The 22363-nt window shown below is 71.8% G+C and carries 17 protein-coding genes and 1 pseudogene; 11 read left to right on the top strand and 7 right to left on the bottom strand.

Annotated elements, in window-relative coordinates; all coding sequences use genetic code 11:
- The first annotated feature begins 262 nt into the window (after positions 1-262).
- From galE to idi, 3 genes are all read left to right on the top strand, one after another.
- Positions 263-1234 carry a UDP-glucose 4-epimerase GalE gene (gene galE, locus V8690_RS37525; RefSeq protein ID WP_338784498.1) on the top strand — a complete coding sequence of 324 codons (972 nt, stop codon included), beginning with the start codon at positions 263-265 and terminating at the stop codon, positions 1232-1234.
- Positions 1235-1380: 146 nt separating this feature from the next.
- Entirely contained in the window at positions 1381-2319 is a 939-nt protein-coding gene (locus V8690_RS37520; protein WP_338784497.1) for a cation diffusion facilitator family transporter, read from the top strand.
- 309 nt (positions 2320-2628) lie between these two features.
- Positions 2629-3222: an isopentenyl-diphosphate Delta-isomerase gene (gene idi, locus V8690_RS37515; protein WP_338784496.1), complete on the top strand. Its 594-nt coding sequence runs from the start codon at positions 2629-2631 to the stop codon at positions 3220-3222.
- A gap of 21 nt (positions 3223-3243) precedes the next feature.
- On the opposite strand, the gene V8690_RS37510 is transcribed toward idi, so the two are convergent.
- Positions 3244-3750, bottom strand: a complete 507-nt coding sequence (locus tag V8690_RS37510) for an ATP-binding protein (RefSeq protein ID WP_338785596.1) — start codon at positions 3748-3750, stop codon at positions 3244-3246.
- A 218-nt stretch (positions 3751-3968) separates the two neighbouring features.
- Here V8690_RS37510 and V8690_RS37505 point away from each other — a divergent pair, with 218 nt between their 5' ends.
- Positions 3969-4724, top strand: coding sequence for an enoyl-CoA hydratase/isomerase family protein (locus tag V8690_RS37505; RefSeq protein ID WP_338784495.1), 756 nt, complete (start codon positions 3969-3971; stop codon positions 4722-4724).
- Between the two features lie 595 nt (positions 4725-5319).
- Here the strand turns inward: V8690_RS37505 and V8690_RS37500 are convergent.
- Positions 5320-5754 (bottom strand): annotated as a pseudogene (locus V8690_RS37500) (GlxA family transcriptional regulator); the annotation flags it as partial.
- 114 nt (positions 5755-5868) lie between these two features.
- Here V8690_RS37500 and V8690_RS37495 point away from each other — a divergent pair.
- The 4 genes from V8690_RS37495 to V8690_RS37480 all read left to right on the top strand — a co-directional run bounded on the left by V8690_RS37495 (position 5869) and on the right by V8690_RS37480 (position 10171).
- On the top strand, positions 5869-6738 hold the full coding sequence (locus tag V8690_RS37495) for a hypothetical protein (RefSeq protein WP_338784493.1): 870 nt from the start codon (positions 5869-5871) through the stop codon (positions 6736-6738).
- A 143-nt stretch (positions 6739-6881) separates the two neighbouring features.
- A complete protein-coding gene (locus tag V8690_RS37490) occupies positions 6882-7013 on the top strand; it encodes an LPFR motif small protein (protein ID WP_308402998.1) in 132 nt (43 codons plus the stop codon).
- 101 nt (positions 7014-7114) lie between these two features.
- Positions 7115-9505, top strand: coding sequence for a Tex family protein (locus V8690_RS37485; protein WP_338784492.1), 2391 nt, complete (start codon positions 7115-7117; stop codon positions 9503-9505).
- A 108-nt stretch (positions 9506-9613) separates the two neighbouring features.
- Positions 9614-10171: a putative glycolipid-binding domain-containing protein gene (locus V8690_RS37480; protein WP_338784491.1), complete on the top strand. Its 558-nt coding sequence runs from the start codon at positions 9614-9616 to the stop codon at positions 10169-10171.
- Here V8690_RS37480 and V8690_RS37475 read toward each other — a convergent pair.
- A complete protein-coding gene (locus V8690_RS37475) occupies positions 10168-11808 on the bottom strand; it encodes an ABC-F family ATP-binding cassette domain-containing protein (protein WP_338784490.1) in 1641 nt (546 codons plus the stop codon). The genes V8690_RS37480 and V8690_RS37475 overlap by 4 nt on opposite strands.
- Positions 11809-11854: 46 nt before the next feature.
- The gene (locus V8690_RS37470; RefSeq protein WP_338784489.1) at positions 11855-12877 is read right to left on the bottom strand and encodes an oxidoreductase; all 1023 of its coding nucleotides are present in this window, start codon (positions 12875-12877) and stop codon (positions 11855-11857) included.
- Between the two features lie 66 nt (positions 12878-12943).
- Here V8690_RS37470 and V8690_RS37465 point away from each other — a divergent pair, with 66 nt between their 5' ends.
- Positions 12944-13891 (top strand): FAD-dependent oxidoreductase, encoded by a 948-nt coding sequence (locus V8690_RS37465; protein WP_338784488.1) that lies wholly within the window; start codon positions 12944-12946, stop codon positions 13889-13891.
- A gap of 554 nt (positions 13892-14445) precedes the next feature.
- Here the strand turns inward: V8690_RS37465 and V8690_RS37460 are convergent.
- The 3 genes from V8690_RS37460 to V8690_RS37450 form a co-directional block, all read right to left on the bottom strand.
- Positions 14446-16170 carry a BCCT family transporter gene (locus V8690_RS37460; RefSeq protein WP_338784487.1) on the bottom strand — a complete coding sequence of 575 codons (1725 nt, stop codon included), beginning with the start codon at positions 16168-16170 and terminating at the stop codon, positions 14446-14448.
- A 73-nt stretch (positions 16171-16243) separates the two neighbouring features.
- Positions 16244-17539: a M14 family metallocarboxypeptidase gene (locus V8690_RS37455; RefSeq protein WP_338784486.1), complete on the bottom strand. Its 1296-nt coding sequence runs from the start codon at positions 17537-17539 to the stop codon at positions 16244-16246.
- Positions 17536-19491, bottom strand: coding sequence for a Xaa-Pro dipeptidyl-peptidase (locus V8690_RS37450; RefSeq protein WP_338784485.1), 1956 nt, complete (start codon positions 19489-19491; stop codon positions 17536-17538). Before V8690_RS37450 ends, V8690_RS37455 begins: the two co-directional genes overlap by 4 nt.
- A 201-nt stretch (positions 19492-19692) precedes the next feature.
- Here V8690_RS37450 and V8690_RS37445 point away from each other — a divergent pair, with 201 nt between their 5' ends.
- Complete coding sequence (locus V8690_RS37445) at positions 19693-21231, top strand: M1 family metallopeptidase (RefSeq protein WP_338784484.1); 1539 nt, start codon at positions 19693-19695, stop codon at positions 21229-21231.
- Positions 21232-21466: 235 nt separating this feature from the next.
- A complete protein-coding gene (locus V8690_RS37440) occupies positions 21467-22360 on the top strand; it encodes an arginase family protein (RefSeq protein WP_338784483.1) in 894 nt (297 codons plus the stop codon).
- The last annotated feature ends 3 nt before the right edge of the window (positions 22361-22363 follow it).

Here is a 22363-nt window from a genome sequence, read left to right as displayed (position 1 = left end):
TACCGACGCGTCCGCGCCAGGGCTCTACATGGTGGGGGCGCCCGCGCCGGAAAGCTCCCGGGCGGCGTGTCGGCAGAGGCTATCGGATGCCGGGAGGGCCGCGTTCACCGCCTGTTTGGCAGATCGATCAACGTGGTTTGCACAAGCCTTTGCCGCGATCATCATCGTGGATTCGGGGCCCGCGCCACAAACCGCGTCCCCCAGACCGGACATCGGGGACATCGCGCAGGGGTTGTGCCATAGCCGCATAGGGTGGGCGACCATGACTTGGCTGATCACCGGCGGGGCCGGCTACATCGGGGCCCACGTGGCCAGGGCCATGAACGAGGCCGGGGAGCGGGTCCTCGCCCTGGACGACCTCTCGGCCGGGGTGCCCGCGCGGCTTCCGGCGGACGTACCGCTCATCGAGGGCTCGTCGCTCGACGGTGACCTGCTGAAGCGCGTGTTCGCCGAGCACGGCGTGACCGGTGTGGTGCATCTCGCGGCGCGCAAGCAGGTCGCCGAGTCCGTCGCGCAGCCGACGCGGTACTACCGGGAGAACGTCGGCGGTCTCGTGACCCTCCTGGGCGCGGTCGCCGGGGCCGGGATCGAGCACTTCGTGTTCTCGTCGTCAGCGGCGGTGTACGGCGACCCGGGTGTGGACCTCATCACGGAGGACACGCCCTGTGCGCCGGTGAACCCGTACGGCGAGACCAAGCTCGCCGGGGAGCGGCTGGTGCGGGCGGCGGGCCGCGCGCACGGGATCTCCACCGTATGTCTGCGCTATTTCAACGTGGCGGGCGCCGCCGCGCCGGAACTGGCCGACACGGGCGTCTTCAACATCGTCCCGATGGTCTTCGACCGGCTGACGCGCGACGAGGCGCCCAGGATCTTCGGTGACGACTACCCCACCCAGGACGGCACCTGCGTCCGTGACTACGTTCACGTCGCCGATCTGGCCGAGGCGCATCTCGCGGCGGCCCGGCGGCTCGCCGACGGGGGCGTCGTGGGCAATCTGACGGTCAACATCGGCCGGGGCGAGGGCGTCTCGGTGCGCGAGCTCATCTCGGTCATCGGCGAGGCCACCGGCGACCGCCGGCCACCGCTCGTCGAGGGCCGCCGCCCCGGGGACGCCCCGCGGGCCGTCGCTTCGGCGTCCCGGGCGGCCGGGGAACTCGGCTGGACCGCGCGGCGCGCAGTGCGCGAGATGGCCGAGTCGGCGTGGCGGGGCTGGCTCCTGCACCACGGCTCCTGAGCCACTGAGGGTGCCCTGACCTGGGCGTGGTTTCCGCAGGTCAGGGCACATGACAACGGTGTTCAGTGCCGCGTTGCACATACCCCCTCCCCGTAGTTCACTGGGGTGCCCGAGCACGATCACGCGAACACCGGAGGATGACTTTCATGGGGGCTGGCCACGATCACGGGCACGCGCACGGCGCGCCGGCCGGCGGTACGGCGACCTCGGCGTACCGCGGCAGGCTGCGGGTCGCGCTGGCGATCACGCTCGGCGTGGTGGTCGTCCAGATCGTCGGCGGGGTGCTCGCCGACTCGCTCGCCCTCGTCGCGGACTCGGCGCACATGGCGACGGACGCTCTGGGCCTGGGCATGGCGCTGCTCGCGATCCGCTTCGCGAACCGCCCGCCCAGCGACCGGGCCACCTTCGGCTACGCCCGCGCCGAGATCCTCGCCGCCCTGGCCAACTGTCTGCTGCTGCTCGGGGTCGGCGGGTACGTCCTGTACGAGTCGGTCCAGCGCTTCGTCACACCGGCGGACACCCAGGGCCACCTCGCTGTCATGTTCGGTGCCATCGGCCTGGTCGCCAACATGATGTCGCTGGCGCTGCTGATGCGCGGCCAGAAGGAGAGCCTGAACGTGCGCGGCGCGTTCCTCGAGGTGGCGGCGGACGCCCTGGGTTCGGTCACGGTGATCGTCTCGGCCCTTGTGATCATGCTCACCGGCTGGCAGGCCGCCGACCCGATCGCCTCCCTCGTCATCGCGCTGATGATCGTGCCGCGCACGGTGAAGCTGCTGCGCGAGACCCTGAACGTCCTGCTGGAGGCGGCGCCCAAGGGCGTCGACATGGCGGAGGTGCGAGCCCACATCCTGGCGACCGACGGGGTGGAAGACGTTCACGATCTGCACGCCTGGACGATCACCTCCGGCATGCCGGTGCTGTCGGCGCACGTGGTCGTCAGCTCGGAGGTGCTGAGCGCGATAGGCCACGAGAAGATGCTCCACGAGCTCCAGGACTGTCTCGGCGGCCACTTCGACGTGGAGCACTGCACCTTTCAGCTGGAGCCGGGCGGACACCGGGAGCACGAGGCGCGCCTCTGCCACTGACGCCGCCCACTCCTGAGGCTTCTGGGGCTGGTGGCGCTGATGGCGCTGGTGGGGCGCATCGCGCTGGGAGTGCGCCGGGGAATCAAGCCCTCCGGCGCGCGCCCCCGTCCTGGCTCTCACCGCACCGCCAGGGACGATTTTCGGTCCACGGTGCCGGGCACGATCACCCACTGGGCCCCTCTTCCGGGTCCGAGCGGCGCCGTCCGCGCTCCGCGCCGCCGCGCGGGACATGCGGGCGCTCGCGAAGTGCCGGGAGTGCCGGATTCGTACGGCAGACTTGGGGCGCGAAGACCGATGTGAAGGATGGGTATGCCGATCACACCTGCCACCGCGACGCACAGCCCGTCGAACGGCACCGCAGACGCGATTTTGCTGGAACTGGTCGACGAGGACGGCGTGACGATCGGCACCGCGGAGAAGCTCGCCGCCCACCAGCCGCCCGGGCAGTTGCACCGCGCGTTCTCCGTGTTCCTCTTCGACGAGTACGGCCGGCTGCTGCTCCAGCAGCGGGCGCTGGGCAAGTACCACTCCCCCGGTGTGTGGTCGAACACCTGCTGCGGCCACCCCTACCCCGGCGAGGCGCCCTTCGCGGCGGCGGCGCGTCGGACCTACGAGGAGCTCGGCGCCTCCCCGTCCCTGCTGGCCGAGGCGGGCACGGTCCGCTACAACCACCCGGACCCGGAGTCCGGTCTGGTGGAGCAGGAGTACAACCACCTCTTCGTCGGGATGGTGCAGGCCGTGCTGCGGCCGGATCCGGAGGAGGTCGCGTCGACGGCGTTCGTGACCCCGCCCGAACTGGCGGAGCGGCACGCCAAGGACACCTTCTCGTCCTGGTTCATGACCGTCCTGGACGCGGCCCGGCCGGCGATCAGGGAGCTGACCGGCACGTCCGCCGGCTGGTGACGACGGCTCTGAAGAGCCGGCCTAGGTGAAGCGCGCGGGTTTGAGCGGCAGGGTGGCCCAGATCACCTTGCCGCCACTCGCGGTGTGGTCGACCTCGCACACACCGCCCGCCTCCCGGGTGATCTCGCGCACCAGCAGCAGTCCGCGACCGCCGGTCCGGCCGTGATCGGTCTCCAGGGCTGTCGGCCGGTACGGGTGGTTGTCCTCCACGGACACGCGCAGCCACTCGGCACCGACGGCCAGCTCGACGGCGATCGTCGGTGAGAGCACCGCCGCGTGCTTCACGGCGTTCGTCACCAGCTCCGAGACGATCAGCAGCAGCCCCTGGGCCAGGTCGTCCGAGACCGGCACCCCTTGGCGCAGCAGCAGGTCCCGTACGGCGTGCCGCGCCTGCGGCACCGAGGCGTCGACCGCCGGTGCGGTGAACCGCCAGACCCCTTCGTACGGCAGCGGATCCGCGGGCCCGGGGCCGAGGGGCGCCGCGCCGCCCTCTGGGCGTGGGCCGAACCCACGCCCGTCGCTGTCCATCGTCCGGTCGCCACCCTCGCGCTCGATTGTCGCCACACCCTGAGTGTTGGTAACGATGCGCTCCTTACCTCAGGACTGACCAGAAGTCAGCGACTATCGAACGCTTCTGACCGTTGGCGTATGACACGGTCAGTTGTGGGACTGGTCCTGCCCTTGTTGTGCCATCTCGGCGAACTATTCGGGTTGTACGGGTTTGGCATCCGGATAGCATCCGGCGCATGGAGCCGCAGCTGCTGTACAGCGTGACCGACTCGGTCGCGACGGTCGTCATCCGCCATCCCGAGAAGCGCAACGCCATGACGGCCGCGATGTGGCGCTCCCTGCCGCCGCTGCTGGAGGGACTCGCGGGCGATCCGGCCGTGCGGGCGCTGGTACTCACCGGCGAGGGCGGCACGTTCTGCGCGGGGGCCGACATCTCGACGCTGCGGGGCTCGCCGGAGGAGGCGCAGCGGCTGGCCGTGGAGGCCGAGGAGGCACTCGCCGCGTTCCCGAAGCCGACGCTGGCGGCGGTGCGCGGGCACTGCGTGGGCGGCGGGGCGCAGCTGGCGGCGGCCTGTGATCTGCGGTTCGCCGAGGAGGGGGCGCTGTTCGGTGTGACGCCGGCGAAGCTCGGCATCGTGTATCCGGCGTCCTCGACCAGGCGGCTGGTGGCCCTGGTCGGGCCGGCCACCGCCAAGTACCTGCTGTTCTCCGGCGAACTGATCGACGCGGAGCGGGCGCTGCGCACCGGGCTGGCCGACGAGGTGCTGCCCGAGGGTCAACTGGACAAGCGGCTCGCCGAGTTCACCCGGGTTCTGGTGTCCCGTTCGCAGCTGACGCAGGCCGCGGCCAAGGAATTCGCGAACGGGCGCACGGACCGCGACGCCTACTGGGCCGCGCGGGCACGCGAGAGCGGCGACACCGCGGAGGGCGTGGCCGCGTTCCTGGAGCGCAGGCAGCCGCGGTTCGGCTGGAGCGTGCCCAGGGCAGGATGACGTCGGCGTGCGACCGGAGCAGTTCGACGAGGTGCGCGGGCGCCTTCTCGGATGATCCGGCGTCGTAGGGCGGCTGCGGGTCGTACTCGGTGGCGAGCTGGACCATCTGTGCGTGGTCGTTGCCCGCGATGCGGCCGAGCAGGGCCAGTCCCATGGCGATGCCGAGACGCCGGCCGCGGTGACGTACTTGCGGGGTGCCGTAGCCGCTGGTGCGTGAGATCTCCTCGGTGCCGTCGGCGGTGCCCTCCAGCAGGCACGGATCCGGTCCACGTACCGGCCCGGCGTCATACCGGTATCGGACCGGAAGGGGCGGGCGAAGTTGGCGGGGTGACAGCCGGGCGCGGGCGGCGAGGGCCTCGACGGAGAGGTCGGCGTCGGGGTGTTCGGTGATGAAGCGCTGGACCTCCCTCAGGGGCTCGCGGTGGGCGGTCTGGGCCGCGAGCTGGGCGCTGAACTGGGCCTGGTTCCCGGGCCGGCGCAGGAACACGACCAGGTGGCGGGCGATGGTGAGGGCGGCGTCCCGGCCCAGATCCTCCTCGGCCAGGGCGAGGGCGAGGTCGATGCCGGCGGTGACACCGGCCGGCGTGGCGATGTGCCCGTCGCGTACGCAGACGGGGTCGGGGGCGATCTCGACGGCCGGGTGGTCACGGGCGAGCCGGTCGCAGTACGCCCAGTGGGTCGTGGCCCGGCGGCCGTCCAGCAGGCCGCGAGCACGGCCGCGCCAGTGCACACGGAGACCAGCCGTGCGGGGCGCGGCCCGTGCTGGCGCACCCAGGCGCGGGTCGGTCCGCAGGCTGCCCGTTCCGCCGGGGACGGGGAGGATGTCCGGGTCGGGGGCGGTGGCCAGGGACTCGTCGGGTACGAGAGTCAGGCCGCTGGTGGTCCGTACGGGAGCGCCGTCCAAGGGAGGCCGTGCGGATCCGCTACGCGCCCGGGGAGAGCAGTTCCGCGCCCGCGAAGACCTCCACGGGGCCGGTGACGTCGAGACTCTGCGCGCCAAGAGGAGGTCGGGAACGGTGCGTTGGCCCATGCCGTCGCTTCTTCGCGGGCCCGGAGTGTGGCCGCAATGACGAGTTCCCCACCCTTTCTGCCATGAGGGGCGCTGCCGCAGAAGCCATACCAAGCGGTTGGTAACCTGCCCGGCATGACGACTGCCGCCCTCCAGCCGCTCGCCGGCCGACGCTGCCAGAACGTGCTCAACACCCTGCACGCGACGCACTACTTCTCGCCCGATCTGGGGCGGGAACTGGGTGCTGCCGGGATCACCCGTCCCCACGCCGTGAACTTCGCCGTGCGGGCCGCCGCCCTCGGGCCGGTCGGGGCCGGGGCGGTGGCGGCGGCCTTCTACAACTACAAGTACGAGCTCGTGGCCCGGCACGTGCCGGCGGTGTGGGAGGCCGCGACACCCGGTCAGGTGCTGGCGGCACGCGCGCGTGCGGTCGACGCGACACTGCGCCGCCTGCTGGGCGAAGGGGCCCTGGTATCGGCGGAGATGACCGAGGCCTCACGTCTCGCGCTGCGCGCCGCCGAAGCCTGCTCGCGCGGGGCGAGGCCGCTGTACGCCGCCCATGCCGACCTGCCCGTCCCCGAGGAGCCGCACCTCGCGTACTGGCATGCGGCGACCCTGCTGCGCGAGCACCGGGGCGACGGGCATCTGGCCGTGCTGATGTCCGCCGGGCTGGACGGGCTGGAGGCCATGGTGACCCACACGGCGACAGGCAGGGGCATGACACCGAAGTGGGTCTTCGGCACCCGGGGCTGGAGCCAGGAGGACTGGGACGCGGCGACGGACCGGTTGCGTGAGCGCGGGCTGCTGGACGCGACCGGCGAGCTCACCGAGCGCGGTGTCGCCCTGCGCGAGGAGATCGAGCAGGAGACGGACCGCCTGGACCGGGCCCCGTACGAGTACCTGGGCCCGGAAGGGGTGGCCCGGCTGACCGAGCTGGGAGCGGCGTTCGCGCAGGCGGCGCTCGCGGCGGGGGCCTTTCCGGCGGATCTGCTCGGCAAGCGCTGATCGCCAGGGCCGCACGGCCTTACGGCGAGCCCTGATGCGCACCGGGCCGGGCATGTGCGTTCGACCGTGACGCATGGTGAGGCCTTGGTGAGGTACCCGGTCTCTCCCGGCCGCCGCGGTCGGGAACGAGAAAGGGGAATCACGTGCTTCGTGCCATTGCAGACGTGCTGCGCCAGATCGGCGGCGCCATCGCCACTGTCGTGACGCTGCCCTTCCGGGCCTTGGCCCGGCTCTTCGGCGGCGCTTCGTCCTCCACCCGCAGCCGCAGGGTCTGACAAAGGCCGTCCCGACCTGCCGGGTGCCGCCCTGACCCCGAGTGTCGGTGTCACCTGCCACAATTGCCGCGCAACCTCAGTGGAGAAGGCGGTACGGGATCGTGACGACACCCGGGTCCCTCGAAGTAGGGTCCATCGAAGGCAGGATCGCCGAGGAGCTCGGCGTACGGGAGCGGCAGGTCAGGGCTGCCGTGGAACTGCTCGACAGCGGTTCTACGGTGCCCTTCATCGCCCGCTACCGCAAAGAAGCGACCGAGATGCTCGACGATGCGCAGCTGCGCACGATCGAGGAGCGGCTGCGCTATCTGCGGGAACTGGAGGAGCGGCGCGCGGCGATCCTGGAGTCGGTGCGCGAGCAGGGCAAGCTCACCGAGGAGCTGGAGGCCCGGATCCGGGGCGCGGAGACCAAGGCGCGCCTGGAGGACATCTACCTCCCGTACAAGCCCAAGCGGCGCACCAAGGCGCAGATCGCCCGTGAGGCCGGTCTCGAGCCGCTGGCGGAGGGGCTGCTCGGCGATCCGTCCGTCGAGCCCCTCGCCGCGGCCGCCGCGTTCGTCGACGCCGACAAGGGCGTGGCCGACCCGCAGACGGCCCTCGACGGCGCCCGGGCGATCCTCACCGAGCGGTTCTCGGAGGACGCCGACCTGATCGGCGAGCTGCGCGAGCGCATGTGGGTGCGCGGGCGGCTGGCCGCCAAGGTGCGGGAGGGCAAGGAGGAGGCGGGCGCGAAGTTCGCCGACTACTTCGAGTTCGCCGAGCCGTTCACCGAGCTGCCCTCGCACCGCATCCTGGCGATGCTGCGCGGCGAGAAGGAGGAAGTCCTCGACCTCGTCCTGGAGCCCGAGGAGCCGACGGACGGCCCGTCGTCGTACGAGGGGATGGTCGCGCACCGGTTCGGGATCGCCGACCGGGGCCGCCCCGGCGACAAGTGGCTGCTGGACACGGTCCGTTGGGCCTGGCGCACCCGCATCCTGGTGCACCTCGGCATCGACCTGCGGCTGCGGTTGCGCACGGCCGCCGAGGACGAGGCGGTGCGGGTCTTCGCGGCGAACCTGCGCGACCTGCTGCTCGCCGCCCCGGCGGGCACGCGCGCGACGCTCGGCCTCGACCCCGGCTTCCGTACGGGTGTGAAGGTCGCCGTCGTCGACGCCACCGGCAAGGTCGTCGCCACGGACGTCATCCATCCCCACGTCCCGGCCAACCGGTGGGACGAGGCCATCGCCGAGCTGGCCCGGCTGGCGAAGGAGCACGCGGTCGAGCTGATCGCCATCGGCAACGGCACGGCGTCCCGCGAGACCGACAAGCTCGCCGGGGAACTGATCGCCAAACACTCGGAGTTGAACCTCACGAAGGTGATGGTGTCCGAGGCCGGCGCGTCCGTGTACTCGGCGTCCGCCTTCGCCTCGCAGGAGCTGCCCGACATGGACGTGTCGCTGCGCGGCGCCGTGTCGATCGCCCGGCGGCTCCAGGACCCGCTGGCCGAGCTGGTGAAGATCGACCCGAAGTCGATCGGTGTCGGCCAGTACCAGCACGACCTGTCCGAGGTGAAGCTGTCGCGTTCGCTGGACGCGGTGGTGGAGGACTGTGTGAACGGCGTGGGCGTGGACGTCAACACGGCGTCGGCCCCGCTTCTCGCCCGGGTCTCCGGCATCACCTCCGGGCTCGCCGAGAACATCGTGGCGCACCGGGACGCCAACGGGCCGTTCAAGTCCCGTGGTGAGCTGAAGAAGGTGGCGCGGCTGGGCCCGAAGGCGTACGAGCAGTGCGCGGGCTTCCTGCGGATCCGCGGCGGTGACGACCCGCTGGACGCGTCCAGCGTGCACCCGGAGGCGTACCCGGTGGTCCGGCGCATGGTGAAGACCGCCGGGCAGGAGGTCGCGGGCCTCATCGGCAACACCGCCGTGCTGCGCTCGCTGAAGCCGCAGGACTTCGTGGACGAGACGTTCGGTCTGCCGACGGTCAGCGACATCCTCAAGGAACTGGAGAAGCCCGGCCGCGACCCGCGTCCGGCCTTCAAGACGGCCGCCTTCAAGGAGGGCGTGGAAAAGATCTCCGACCTGTCGGCCGGGATGGTCCTTGAGGGTGTCGTGACGAACGTGGCCGCGTTCGGCGCGTTCGTGGACGTCGGTGTCCACCAGGACGGTCTGGTGCACGTCTCCGCGATGTCGAAGACGTTCGTCAAGGACCCGCGGGACGTGGTGAAGCCCGGGGACATCGTCAAGGTGAAGGTCCTCGACGTCGACATCCCGCGCAAGCGGATCTCGCTGACGCTGCGCCTGGACGACGAGGCGGCCCCGCAGGGGCAGGGCGGCTCCGGCGAGCGCCGGCAGCGCGGCGGGCGTCCGCCGCAGCAGCGGCAGGGCGGCGGTGCCGCGCGCCGTGGCGGTGGCGCCGGTTCGCGCCAGGCGGCTGCGCCTGCGCCTGCCAACAGCGCGATGGCGGATGCGCTGCGCCGCGCGGGCTTGGTCGACCCCAAGAACGGCAAGCGTTGATGGTTCGGCTGTGGGGAGCTGCGGGTCCGTTGTGGCTGGTCGCGCAGTTCCCCGCGCCCCTGATCTGGAAGGGGAGCTTCGCCCCCTTCCAGATCTAGAGTGGGCTATATGTCTGCTGCGCGTGTCATCACCTGGGAAGTCTTCGCGAGCCGGGGGTTCGAGACCGCCTGGGTCCAGCTCGGGGACGGCGTGCTGCGGGCGCGCGGGCGGGCCGTCGGGACCGATCCGGAGCCCTACTGGATCACGTACGACCTCGACACGGCCGACGGGTTCGTCACCCGTCGACTGCGGGTGACGGCCGAGTCCGCCGACGGCAGCCGCACGCTCGATCTGCGGCACGACGGCGGGGGCGGATGGACCGCGGACGGCGAGCGCCTCCCGGACGTCGACGGAGCCCTCGACTGTGATCTCGGGCTGTGCCCGCTCACCAACACCATGCCGGTGCTCCGGCACGGGCTCCATCGCGGGCCGGGCGAGCTGGAACTGCTGATGGCCTGGGTGTCGGTGCCGGACCTGACGGTGCGGCCGTCCCGGCAGACCTACACGCATCTCGGCCCCGGGCGGGTCCGGTACGCCTCCGGCGACTTCCGCAGCGACCTGGAGTTCGACGAGGAGGGGTACGTCGTGGAGTACCCCTCACTGGCCACCCGTCTGGCGGTTCGTTAGCGCTCGGTCACCTTGCCGTCCGCCACCTCCAGGCGGCGTGTGACGCGTACGGCGTCGAGCATGCGGCGGTCGTGGGTGACCAGCAGGAGGGTGCCCTCGTAGGAGTCGAGGGCCGATTCCAGCTGCTCGATGGCGGGCAGGTCGAGGTGGTTGGTCGGCTCGTCGAGGACCAGGAGGTTGACACCGCGGCCCTGGAGCAGCGCCAGGGCCGCTCTGGTGCGCTCGCCCGGTGAGAGGGTCGCCGCGGGGCGCAGGACGTGGTCCGACTTGAGGCCGAACTTGGCCAGGAGGGTGCGGATTTCGGCCGGTTCGGTGTCCGGGACGGCCTCGCGGAAGGCGTCCATCAGGGGCTCCTGGCCGTGGAACAGCTTGCGGGCCTGGTCGACCTCGCCGAGCAGGACGCCCGAGCCGAGAGCCGCGTGCCCGGCGTCGAGCGGGACGCGGCCGAGCAGGGCGGCGAGCAGGGTGGACTTGCCGGCGCCGTTCGCGCCCGTCACCGCCACCCGGTCCGCCCAGTCGATCCGGAGGGAGACCGGGCCGAGGACGAAGCCGCCGCGGCGCACCTCGGCGTCCCGCAGGGTCGCCACGACGGCGCCCGAGCGCGGGGCCGACGCGATCTCCATGCGCAGTTCCCACTCCTTGCGGGGCTCCTCGACGACGTCCAGCCGTTCGATCATGCGCTGGGTCTGCCGGGCCTTCGCGGCCTGTTTCTCGCTGGCCTCGCTACGGAACTTGCGGCCGATCTTGTCGTTGTCGTTGCCCGCCTTGCGGCGCGCGTTCTTCACGCCCTTGTCCATCCAGGAGCGCTGCATCTGCGCGCGGTCCTGGAGGGCCGCCTTCTTGTCGGCGTACTCCTCGAACTCGTCGCGGGCGTGCCTGCGCGCGACGTCCCGCTCCTCCAGGTAGGCCTCGTAGCCACCGCCGTAGAGGTTGATCTGCCGCTGGGCGAGGTCGAGTTCGAGGACCTTGGTGACGGTGCGGGTGAGGAACTCGCGGTCGTGGCTGACGACGACCGTCCCGGCGCGCAGGCCGCTCACGAAGCGTTCGAGGCGCTCCAGGCCGTCCAGGTCGAGGTCGTTGGTGGGCTCGTCGAGGAGGAAGACGTCGTAGCGGGACAGGAGCAGGGAGGCGAGGCCGGCGCGGGCGGCCTGGCCGCCGGACAGCGACGTCATCAGCTGGTCCAGGTCGACCGCGAGGCCCAGGGAGTCGGCGACCTCCTCGGCGCGTCCGTCGAGGTCGGCGCCGCCGAGTGCGAGCCAGCGCTCCAGGCTCGTGGCGTAGGCGTCGTCGGCGCCGGGCGCCCCGTCGACCAGGGCCTGGGTGGCCTCGTCCATGGTCCGCTGGGCCTCGGCGACGCCGGTGCGGCGGGCCAGGAACGCCCGTACGGTCTCGCCGGGGCGGCGGTCCGGCTCCTGGGGCAGATGGCCGACGGTGGCGGTCGGCGGGGACAGGCGCAGCTCGCCCTGCTCGGGGGCGGTGAGTCCGGCCAGCATCCTGAGCAGGGTGGACTTGCCGGCGCCATTGGCTCCGACCAGGCCGATCACGTCGCCGGGCGCGACGACGAGGTCGAGTCCGGTGAACAGGGCCCGGTCGCCGTGGCCGGCGGCGAGATTCTTGGCGACGAGGGTGGCAGTCATCAGGTCGCGATCCTAACCGCCGTCCTGGGCGGTGAGCGGCCGGGTTTCAGGGTGTCACGGCCGTCACCAGCACGCTGGTGGCGGCGCGCGCCACCAGGAAGGACTGCCCCTTCACCGCCTTGGGGTCGAGGGCGACGCGGTGGTGGCCCGGTTCCAGGACGCCGTCGAAGATCTCGTGGGTGTGGGTACGGGAGAGCCGGTCGAGGCGGTACGCGGTGAGGGTGACCCGGCAGGCGGAGGTGACCTCGACACCGGCCTCGCCGGCGGCGGCGGTCAGGCCGGTGAGGCGGCGCTGCTCCAATGGGCTGCGGTCCAGGGCGTGTTCGATCTGGGCGACGAGGAGGGGGACGATCGGGGCGAGGCCGTCGACGTACGCGACGGGGACCTCTGCGCGTTCGAAGGCACGACGGACGGCGGCACGTTCCCGCTCGTCTGTCCCGCGGCCGAAGGCGACGGCGCCGTAACCGCGCAGCTCGTCGGCGGGCACGTGGTCGGCGTCGTGGGCGATGTCGGCGCCGACACCGATGGTGCGCAACGCCGCGGCGAGCTTGGCCAGGACGGCGACGCGGGCGCCGATCAGCAGGACGCGGCGGCGGGTGTCCGGGGCGGAGCCGTTCAGCAGGGCGCTCAGTGCCGCGCGGTACTCGGCGCCGCGGAAGCGGAACGGGCCGATGCCGTGGTAGCCGTTGAGCTCCAGGTCGGCGTGTTCGTCGGTCTGCCAGGCGAAGTCCCGCCAGATGAAGTCCTCGCCGTCCCGGCGGATGACCGCAGTGACGGCGCCGCAGGCCAGGTCCTCGCACTCGGGGCAGCCGTAGACGACGTACCGGCCGCCGGGCAGCGGTGGCGCGCTCTCCAGGAGCAGGCTGCGGACCTGCGCGGTGAAGATCGAGGGCGGTACGTCGGAGGCGAGCGGGGAGACCGCGTCGAGGTCGGAGAGCTGGAACAGCAGCGGGCGTCCGTCGACGATGAAGTCCAGGAAGTCCCGGTGGAGCTGGTAACCACCGTCTGTGAGGACTCCGCCGGCCCGCATCGCGGGTGCCAGGCCGAAGGGCGTGTACTCGGCACACATGGTGTGAGTATCCCCACACTGCGCGTGATGTGAGCACGGCATGACACATTCCGCTACGGTCCCGGCATGGCTGGTGAGCGCAGTGACGAGATCGTGGTGGTCGGTGGCGGGGTAATCGGGCTGACGACCGCGGTGCTACTCGCCGAGCGGGGGCGGCGGGTCCGGGTGTGGACGCGGGACCCCGTCGAGGCGACCACCTCAGCGGTCGCGGGTGCGCTGTGGTGGCCGTACCGGATCGAGCCGGTCGCACTGGCGCGGGTGTGGGCGCTGCGGTCGCTGGAGGTCTACGAGGAGCTGGCCGCGGGGCCCGGGGCGAGCGGTGTACGCATGGTCGAAGGGGTACTGGGCGAGACACGTCTCGACGAGGTCGACGGGTGGCTGGCGGACCGGGTACCGGAGCTGCGGGCGGCCACGGCCGGGGAGTACGCGGGGTACGGCGTCCGGGCGCGGTTGCCGCTCATCGACATGCCGGCTCATCTGGCGTGGCTGCGGGAGCGGTTCGCCGCGGCGGGCGGTGTGGTCGAGGCTCGTACGGTGGCCGGGTTCGCGGAGGCCGACGCGCCGGTCGTGATCAACTGCACGGGGCTCGCCGCGCGGGAGCTGGTGCCGGATCCGTCCGTGCGGCCCGTGCGCGGGCAACTGGTCGTCGTGGAGAACCCGGGGATCGACACCTGGCTGGTCTCCACCGACGCGGCCGGGGAGTACGCGTACATGTTCCCGCAGCCGGGTGGGCTCGTCCTCGGCGGTACGGCGGAGGAGGACGCGTGGTCGCCGGCACCCGACCCCGCGACCGCCGAGGCGATCATCCGCCGCTGCGCGGCGCTGCGGCCGGAGATCGCCGGGGCGCGCGTCCTGGAACACCGGGTCGGACTGCGCCCCACCCGCCCCGCGGTACGCCTGGAGCGCGACGCCCTGCCGGACGGCCGACTCCTGATCCACAACTACGGCCACGGCGGCGCCGGTGTGACGGTGGCCTGGGGCTGCGCGGAGGAGGCGGCTCGGCTGCTGGACTGAGCCGTCCCGGCCGGCTGCAACCACCCGGACCGCCCGCGCGACCTCGGCGGGAGAGGCCCGGGGCACCCGCCTGCGACGTGCCCGGTTGGAGACGCACCGGGCGCCGGTTCCAACAGCCCCGGCCGAAGCCCCCGTCGGCAGGCCCAGCGCCCCGGCCCACGCTTGGACGTCCGCCCGGCCGACGCGGATCTGGTGATCACCGCCGAGAGCCCGGTCGGGGACCAGCGGCAGCCGGGTGCCGAGGACGATCATCCGCAGTGCCCGCTCGGTGGCGTCCGTGAGCAGTTCGCTGCCCGGGTGGGGGCCTCCGCCAGGGCCATGACGCCCCAGCCGGGAGGCCCCATGCCCCCGCCCCCCGGCTGAAGACACCTCGATCCGCAAGCCCCGGCCCTCAGCCGAAGACGCCCGGGACACCCGCCCGTAACACCCCGGCCAGAGACGCCTCGGCCAGGCCGACCCCCAACAGCCCCAGCCCGCACGCTCGACGCCCCCGGCCGATGTCGGCCGAGGGCGTCGAGGTCAAGGGGCCGGCTGAAGCGGCCGAGTCGCGTTGGTCAGTGCTTGCCGATGGGGTCGCCCTCGACGTCCGGGCCGCGGCCCGGGCCGACGCGGAGCTCGAAGTCGCCGTCGTACTTCTTGTGGCCTTCGATGACGGCCAGTTCCACGGCCTCGGAGCCCATCTGCTCGCGCACCATCACCGGGTCGCGGCGCAGGTCGCGCATGAGGGCCACGCACATGAAGATCATCACGACGACGAACGGGGCCGCCGCGAGGATCGTGAGGTTCTGCAGGCCCGTCAGCGCGTCGCCCTTCCCGCTGCCGACCAGGAGCATGATCGCGGCCACCGCGCCGGTGACGACGCCCCAGAACACCACGACCATACGGCCCGGTTCGAGCGCGCCCTTCTGCGACAGGGTGCCCATGACGATCGACGCCGCGTCGGCGCCGGACACGAAGAAGATGCCGACGAGGATCATCACGAGCAGGCTCGTGGCGGTGGCGATGGGGAACTGCTGGAGCACGGCGAAGAGCTGGCCCTCCGGGGTCGCCTCCTTGCCGAGTCGGCCCTGCTCCTGCATCTTCATCGCCGAGCCGCCGAAGATCGCGAACCAGATCAGGCTGACCGTGCTGGGCACCAGGATGACGCCGCCGACGAACTGCCGGATCGTGCGGCCCCGGCTGATGCGGGCGATGAACATGCCCACGAACGGCGTCCAGGAGATCCACCACGCCCAGTAGAAGACGGTCCAGCTGCTCAGCCAGTCCGCGACACCCTCCCCGCCGCTGGCCTCCGTACGGCCGGCCAGCTGGGGCAGGTCGCCGAGGTAGGCGAAGACGGACGTGGGCAGGAGGTCGAGGACGATGATGGTCGGACCCGCCACGAACACGAACAGGGCGAGCACCAGCGCCAGCACCATGTTCGTGTTGGACAGCCACTGGATTCCGCGCTCCACGCCCGAGACCGCGGACGCGACGAAGGCCAGGGTCAGCACCGCGATGATCGTGACGAGCAGCCCGGTGCTCACCTTGTCCATCCAGTCCAGCTCCTGCACACCGGAACCGATCTGAAGCGCGCCGAGCCCCAGGGACGCGGCGGAACCGAAGACGGTCGCGACGATCGCGAGGATGTCGATGACGCGGCCGACGGCGCCGTTCGCGTGCTTCTTGCCGATCAGCGGCGTGAACACGGCGCTGATGGTCTGGCGGCGGCGCCTGCGGAAGGTGCTGTAGGCGATGGCGAGGCCCACCACGGCGTAGATCGCCCAGGGGTGGAGCGTCCAGTGGAACAGGGTGGTGGCCATGGCCGTCTCCATGCGCTCACCGGAGTCGGCCGGGTCGCTGCCCGGCGGGGGCGTCGAGTAGTGCGACAACGGTTCGCTCACGCCGTAGAACATCAGGCCGATGCCCATGCCGGCGCTGAACATCATCGCGACCCAGGACACCGTGCGGAACTCGGGTTCCTCGCCCTCGGCCCCGAGGCGGATCCGACCGTAGCGGCTGGCCGCGAGCCAGAGGGCGAACACGACGAAGGCGGAGGCGGCGAGCATGAACGCCCAGCCGCCGTTGTGCATCAGCCCGCTGAGCATGCTGGTGGAGACGTCTTCGAGCGAGTCGGTCGCCGCGGCTCCCCAGACCACGAAGGCGAGGGTGAGCACGGCCGTGACCCCGAAGACAATTCGGTCGGTTTTGGGACGTTCCTGACCGGGGAGGCCCGCTTCCGAACCCGGAAGCGCGGCCCCCTCTTGGCGATCGCTCTCACTTGGTCGGTCGTGCGTCACAGGCGGCACCTTTCATCGGGACGTAGGAGGACCGTAAGTCCTCCGTAACGCCCCTACCACGTGTGGCGCAATTTCACCCTCCTCGACATGGCGTTTCCGGCTTTCCTGCGGTCAGGTGATACGGTCCGCGCTCGTCGAGCAGCAGCGGCACGAGCGCCCGCAGGGACTGGCGCAGGGGCACGAGCACGCCCTCGGCGTCCCGGCGCACGCGCACGCCGTGCAGCGCGAGTTCGTCTCCCACCTCGGCGTACTGCGCGGCCGTGAGCCGGTAGCCGCAGGGCGGGCTCTGGATCACCTCGGCCGCTTCGGGCGCGTCGTTGTCCGCGCCGCCGACGTAGACGGGACCGGCGGCGGCGTATCCCGCAAGCCGGGCCCTGCCCGTCGCCGCCTCGACCGCACCGCGGCGCTGGTCGGCATATCCGAACAGGCCCTTGAGGGCGTCCAGTTGCGAGGTGACCCGGCGGCGGTTGTTCAGCGCCTCGTCCGCCTTCTCGGCATCGGTGAGCGGGTCCACGCGGCTCTCGATGAGCAGGCCGATCCCGTGTTTAATACCGGACATATTGCGCAAAATGCGCTCCTGACCGTCTCCCGCGACCTGTTTGACCGGCTCGCCGGTCTCGGGGTCGGTCCAGATGCCATAGGTGCCGGTCGAGTGGCCGGCCCGCTGCGCCGCGGGGCGTACGTACGCCTCGGAGAGGGTCTTCGCCTCGTCGTGGACCGCCTCGTGGGTGTTGAGGTTGCGCGGCCACAGGTCGAAGAGGTCCTTGTCGTAGTACGGGGGTGTGGCGCCGTACTCGTGCAGGTCGTAGACGAGGTCGGGGCGCTGGTCGCGGATGAGCTTCGCGAGCGCCCGGCCTTCGGCGGTCCGGAGCGCGAGGTGGTCGCGGTTGATGTCGACGCCGTCGCTGTTGCCCCGGGTGTCGGCGGCCCGGCCGTCGGGGTTGGCGGTGGGCACGACGAGGACGGTGGTGCGCTCGAGGAAGCGCCGGGTGCCGCTGTCACGGGCGAACGCGAGGTCGCGGACGGTGGTCAGACAGGCTTCGCGGCCGGCGGGTTCGTCGCCGTGCTGGGCGCACACCAGCAGCACCTTGTTGGGGGTCGGCCGGGTGCCGATCCGTACCAGTCGGAGCGGGCGGTCCTGCTTCGTCGTACCGAAGCGGGTCATGGAGACGTGGCTGCTCGACCGGTCGACGGCTTCGAGGAAGTCCTGTTCCTCGGGCTGGGTGGTCCAGCGGGCACCATTGGTCTGCTCGAAGCCGGTGCGGGGCGGGGAGTCGGAGGCGGCCCGGGCCGGGACGGCGAGCAGGGATGCTGCGAGCGCCGCGGCGGTCAGGATCAGGGCGCGGACGCGGGTCGTGTCGCGGGTCACTGGCCTCCCTCCGGGACGCGGTGAGTGGCGCGCGGATCCCGTACGCCGTCCAGCAGGGTGGCGTCAGGTGTGGCGGACACGGTGCCCGTGGTGGCGCGGGCGAACGCGGCGGCTCCGCCGACGAACGGGACACGGGCCGAGGTGCGGGACAAGTCGACGGTGAGTTCGGGGGTGTCCGCGGGAGGGTCGATGAAGCCCTTGTCGGTGCCCGCGACGATCAGCGCCAGGCGGTGGCCCTCGGGGACGACGTGGTCGGTCGCCGCCAGGTCGAGGGTGATCGTGTACCGCTTGCCCGGGGTGAGCGGGGCGCCCGTCAGGTCGGAGGCGTGGTTGCCCAGGTCGGCCCAGCCGCGGCTGACGATCGTGTAGTCGACGTCGGCGGTCTTCGCCTTCGTCTCCTTGAAGCAGGAGCTGTCGCCGGCGGTGCTCGCGCCCCAGCAGGTGCGGTCGGTGAGGGTGGTGATGCCCTCGCCAGCGTCGGCGTAGTCGCGGATGGTGGCGGGGCCGATGTCCACGAGCACGGCGGAGAGGTGGGCCGTCGGGGTGGAGGGCGTCGCGGTGACGGTGATTTCGGCGGAGCCGGACAGGCGCAGGTCGCGGGTGAGAGTCCCGGTGACGAAACCGGCCTTCTCCGGTGTCGGCTTGTCGATCTGCGCTGCCCAGTCGGTCTCGCTCAGCTTCGGGTCGTCGGTGAAGGTCGCGGTGCCGTGCCCGCGGTGCAGGCCGAGGGTGCCGACGCCTGCCTGGGCGCCCCGGTCGGGGCGCAGGGTGGCGGCCCGGGTGCCGTTGGGCGGCCAGGTCTTCGAGGTGGTCCACTGGTCGGGCCGGCGTTCGATGTCGGCCATGGGTTCGCGGTCGATGCCGTTGTCGTAGCCCATGAGTTCGTGGTCGAACCAGCGGTGGAGGGTGTCGACCCAGGTGGCGCGGCGGAAGTCGAAGGGGTCGACGTGGCCGGTCCGGGAGAGCCAGATCTTGCGCTCGACGCCGTTCTTGGCGAGGGCGTCCCACCACTGCCCGACGTGCTTCATCCGCACGTTGAGGTCCTGCGTGCCGTGCACGAGGAAGACGCTGGCCTTGACCTTCCGCGCGGCCCTGACGTAGTCGCGCTCGGTCCACAGCGGGGTCCAGTCGCCGGTGCGCGGGGCGCCGTCGACGAGCCTCTGCTGCACGGCTCCGCACTTGGCGCGGGCGTCGGGGCTGTTGACGTAGTTCGAGAGCCAGTCGGGGCCGGAGTCGTAGAGCGGGGCGCCCTGCTGGAAGTAGTAGTCGTACCAGGAGGAGATGGCGCTGATCGGGACGATGGTCTTCAGGCCCTCGACGCCGGTCGCGGCGACGCCGTTGGCGATGGTGCCGTCCCAGCTCTTGCCGATCATGCCGGTCTTGCCGTTGGTCCAGGCCGCCTTGGCGCGGGTGGTGCCGGTGCGGGTCGTGTAGGCCTTGGCGCGGCCGTTGAGCCAGTCGACGACGGCCTTCGCGGACTGGATGTCGGAGCGGCCGCCGACGTCGACGCAACCGTCGGAGCGATTGGTCCCGGCCAGGTCGACACCGACGAAGGCGTAGCCGCGGGGCACGAAGTAGTTGTCGTAGTACAGCGGCATCTGCGTGACGGCGCCGTTCGCGTCGTACGTCTTCTTCTGGCTCTCGTTGCCGCGCCCGCAGCAGGAGTAGTACGGGCTGGCGTCCATGATGACGGGGACCTTGCGGCCCTGTAGGGCGGGTTCGCGGGGGCGGACGATGTCCACGGCGACCCGGTCGGCCTGTCCGTCGCGGTCGCCGTCGAGTCCGGTGTCCACCCAGACGGCCTCGCGGATGGCGTTGTCGTACGAGTGGACGGGACGGCTCTCGCGCGGGGCGGCGTCCGCCGCGGCCGGGGTGAGCAGCGTGGCCAACAGGGCGGCCGTGGCCGCTGTCGCGAGCGGTCTCCAGGTCGTGAAGCGCGTGCGTTTCGGCATGCGGCGGACGCTACATCGGGGAACTCCCGTTCAGAAGAGGGCACCTGACGGACCGGCGTGTCCCGGTTACCCCCCTGGGTCCGGTGTCTCATGTCGGCCGAATGGCGATCGTGTGACAGCAGGGGCCATGGACATGATCGGGGGCACAGGGAGCCAATAGGCTCCGGACAGACTTCGGGACCCTACGACTTGGAGTTTCGCGTGCACCGCAGAATCATCGCGCCGGGAGCCCTGGCCGCGACCGTTCTCCTGCTGGCGATCCCGGCATCGGCCGCGCCCCGCTCCCCCGGCGCACCGGGTATCGGTGACCCCTACTACCCGGCCTACGGCAACGGCGGATACGACGTCTCCCACTACGACCTCAGGCTGAAGTACCAGCCGGCCACGGACGAACTCGAGGGCACGGCGACCCTCGTGGCCCGCACCACGCAGGACCTGTCCAGCTTCAACCTGGACTTCCTGCTCGACGTCGGGGAGGTGCGCGTCAACGGCACCAAGGCGTCGTTCCGGACGTCGGGCGAGCACGAGCTGGAGATCACGCCGAAGACCCCGCTGGCCAAGGGCACGCCCGTCACGGTCGTCGTGCGCTACCGCGGCGTGCCGTCGTCGGAGAAGGCGTACGGCTTCACCAGCTGGCACCGCACCCCGGACGGCGGCGTCGCGGCGAACGAGCCCGAGGCGGCGGCGTGGTGGTTCCCGAGCAACGACCACCCGCTCGACAAGGCGACCTACGACGTGTCCGTGCTGGTCCCGGACGGCACGCAGGCCATCTCCAACGGCACGCTCCAATCGACGAGTTCACGCCTGGGCTGGACCCGCTGGAACTGGCGCTCCGACAAGCCGCAGGCCACGTACCTCGCCACGCTCGCGGTCGGCAGGTTCGACATCACGACCGGCACGACCGAGAGCGGCATCCCGGTCCTCAACGCCTACAGCAAGGACCTGGGCGGCCACGCCGGCGCGGCACGGGCGAGCATCGAACGGACCGGGGAGATCGCCGACTGGCTCACCGGCTACTTCGGGCCGTACCCCTACAACGCGCTCGGCGGGTACGTGCCGAACACCACCACGGGGTACGCGCTGGAGACCCAGACCCGGCCGTACTACAGCCCGCGGCAGTTCGCGAACGGGTCGAACGTGTCCGTCGTGGTACACGAGCTGGCGCACCAGTGGTACGGGGACGACGTGTCGCTCAAGCGCTGGAAGGACATCTGGATCAACGAGGGCTTCGCGCGTTACGCGCAGTGGCTGTGGTCCGAGCACGAGGGCGAGGGCACGGCGCAGGAACTCGCCGACTACGTGTACGCCTCGCACCCCGCCGACGACCCGTTCTGGACGGTGAGGCCCGGGGACCCGGGGCCGGACAACCAGTTCCACATCGCGGTGTACGACCGGGGCGCGCTGGCCGTCCAGGCGCTGCGCAACGAGATCGGCGACGAGGCGTTCTTCACGATCCTCAGGGGCTGGCCGCAGAAGTACGCCCACGGCAACGCGTCGGTCGCCGACTTCCAGCGGTACGCCGAGGAGGTGTCGGGCAAGCCCCTGGCCGCCCTGTTCGACACATGGCTGTACCAGCCGTCGAAGCCGGGGGCGCCGGCGGCCCGGGCCGCTGCGGTGGCGAAAACCGGCGGCGCGGTGGCACAGCCGAAGTCGTGGAAGAAGATCGCGGCGACGAACGGGGTGCACGAGCACGCGGGTGAGGGTTCGGACCATGCGGAGCACGGGGAGCACGTGCACTGAGGTGCCCCGTTCCGCCTGGCTGCGGGCAGTCGTGCCGCTCGGGGCGGCACGGGTGGGCGCGGCGGCACCTCGTCGCGCCGAGCTGCGCAGCGCCCGCACAGTCGCGCAGGCACCAGGCCTGCTGAACGGCGTCCGCCGGTCTACGGTGGGCCCATACGCACTGGCCGTATGGGCCCGACGCACTGGCCGTATGGGCCCGGCGACGTGAACAGCGCTGCTGACGAAGGAGCCGGACGTGCGGAACCTGGCGATCATCGAGGCGCCGTCCGTGCTGGGGCTGCGGCCGACCGGCGTCGAGCAGTTGTCGGACGCGTTGCTCGGGGTAGGGCTGGCCGAAGGGCTGGGTGCGGTGCGTGCGGGGCGGGTCGAACCGCCCCCGTACGACCCGGAGCGGGACCCGGACACCGGAGTCCTGAACCCCCGTGGCATCGCCGCATACTCCACGGCACTGGCCGACACCGTCGGCCGTGTCCTCGACGACGGCCGGTTCCCCGTCGTACTGGGCGGCGATTGCAGCGTGCTGCTCGGCAACCTGCTCGCGCTGCGCCGCCGGGGCCGGCACGGTCTGCTGTTCCTCGACGGGCACACCGACTTCTACCAGCCGTCGGCGGAGCCGGCCGGTGAGGTGGCCTCCATGGAACTCGCCCTCGCCACCGGGCGCGGCCCGCGCGTGCTGGCCGACCTGGAGGGCCGGGGCCCGCTGGTACGGGACGAGGACGTCGTCGCGCTGGGGTTCCGGGACGCCGAGGAGTCCGCGGGGTACGGGATGCAGCCGCTGCCGTCCGCGCTGCACGCGCTGGAGCTGGACACCGTGCGCGCCCTGGGAGCGGGCGAGGCGGCCCGGCGCGCGGTCGGACTGCTGACCGGCGACGGCGCGGGCACCGGGTACTGGATCCACCTCGACGTCGACGTGCTGGACGACGCGGTGATGCCCGCCGTCGACTACCGGCTCCCGGACGGCCTGACCTGGCAGGAGCTGGAGACCGTCCTGCGCACGGCCCTGACCGGCGGCGGCGCCGTCGGCCTCGACGTGGCGATCTTCAATCCCCGGCTGGATCCCGACGGGACGATCGCGCAGCTCCTCTGCGACTGTCTGGTGAGGGCGTTCGACAGGGACGGCCAGGACTGAGCC

Origin of the sequence: Streptomyces sp. DG1A-41 (assembly GCF_037055355.1) — a bacterium.
Lineage (GTDB): Bacteria > Actinomycetota > Actinomycetes > Streptomycetales > Streptomycetaceae > Streptomyces.
The sequence above is the reverse complement of the archived record's forward strand: the minus strand, read 5'-3'. Positions and strand labels throughout refer to the sequence as shown.

What these genes read in the sequence shown, in the direction of transcription:
- galE (WP_338784498.1), top strand. Translation starts at nt 263, where the DNA reads ATGACTTGGCTGATCACCGGCGGGGCCGGCTACATCGGGGCCCACGTG.
- V8690_RS37470 (WP_338784489.1), bottom strand. Translation starts at nt 12,877, where the DNA reads ATGTGTGCCGAGTACACGCCCTTCGGCCTGGCACCCGCGATGCGGGCC.
- V8690_RS37475 (WP_338784490.1), bottom strand. Translation starts at nt 11,808, where the DNA reads ATGACTGCCACCCTCGTCGCCAAGAATCTCGCCGCCGGCCACGGCGAC.
- V8690_RS37450 (WP_338784485.1), bottom strand. Translation starts at nt 19,491, where the DNA reads ATGCCGAAACGCACGCGCTTCACGACCTGGAGACCGCTCGCGACAGCG.
- V8690_RS37495 (WP_338784493.1), top strand. Translation starts at nt 5,869, where the DNA reads ATGACGACTGCCGCCCTCCAGCCGCTCGCCGGCCGACGCTGCCAGAAC.
- idi (WP_338784496.1), top strand. Translation starts at nt 2,629, where the DNA reads ATGCCGATCACACCTGCCACCGCGACGCACAGCCCGTCGAACGGCACC.
- V8690_RS37520 (WP_338784497.1), top strand. Translation starts at nt 1,381, where the DNA reads ATGGGGGCTGGCCACGATCACGGGCACGCGCACGGCGCGCCGGCCGGC.
- V8690_RS37480 (WP_338784491.1), top strand. Translation starts at nt 9,614, where the DNA reads ATGTCTGCTGCGCGTGTCATCACCTGGGAAGTCTTCGCGAGCCGGGGG.
- V8690_RS37510 (WP_338785596.1), bottom strand. Translation starts at nt 3,750, where the DNA reads ATGGACAGCGACGGGCGTGGGTTCGGCCCACGCCCAGAGGGCGGCGCG.
- V8690_RS37505 (WP_338784495.1), top strand. Translation starts at nt 3,969, where the DNA reads ATGGAGCCGCAGCTGCTGTACAGCGTGACCGACTCGGTCGCGACGGTC.
- V8690_RS37465 (WP_338784488.1), top strand. Translation starts at nt 12,944, where the DNA reads ATGGCTGGTGAGCGCAGTGACGAGATCGTGGTGGTCGGTGGCGGGGTA.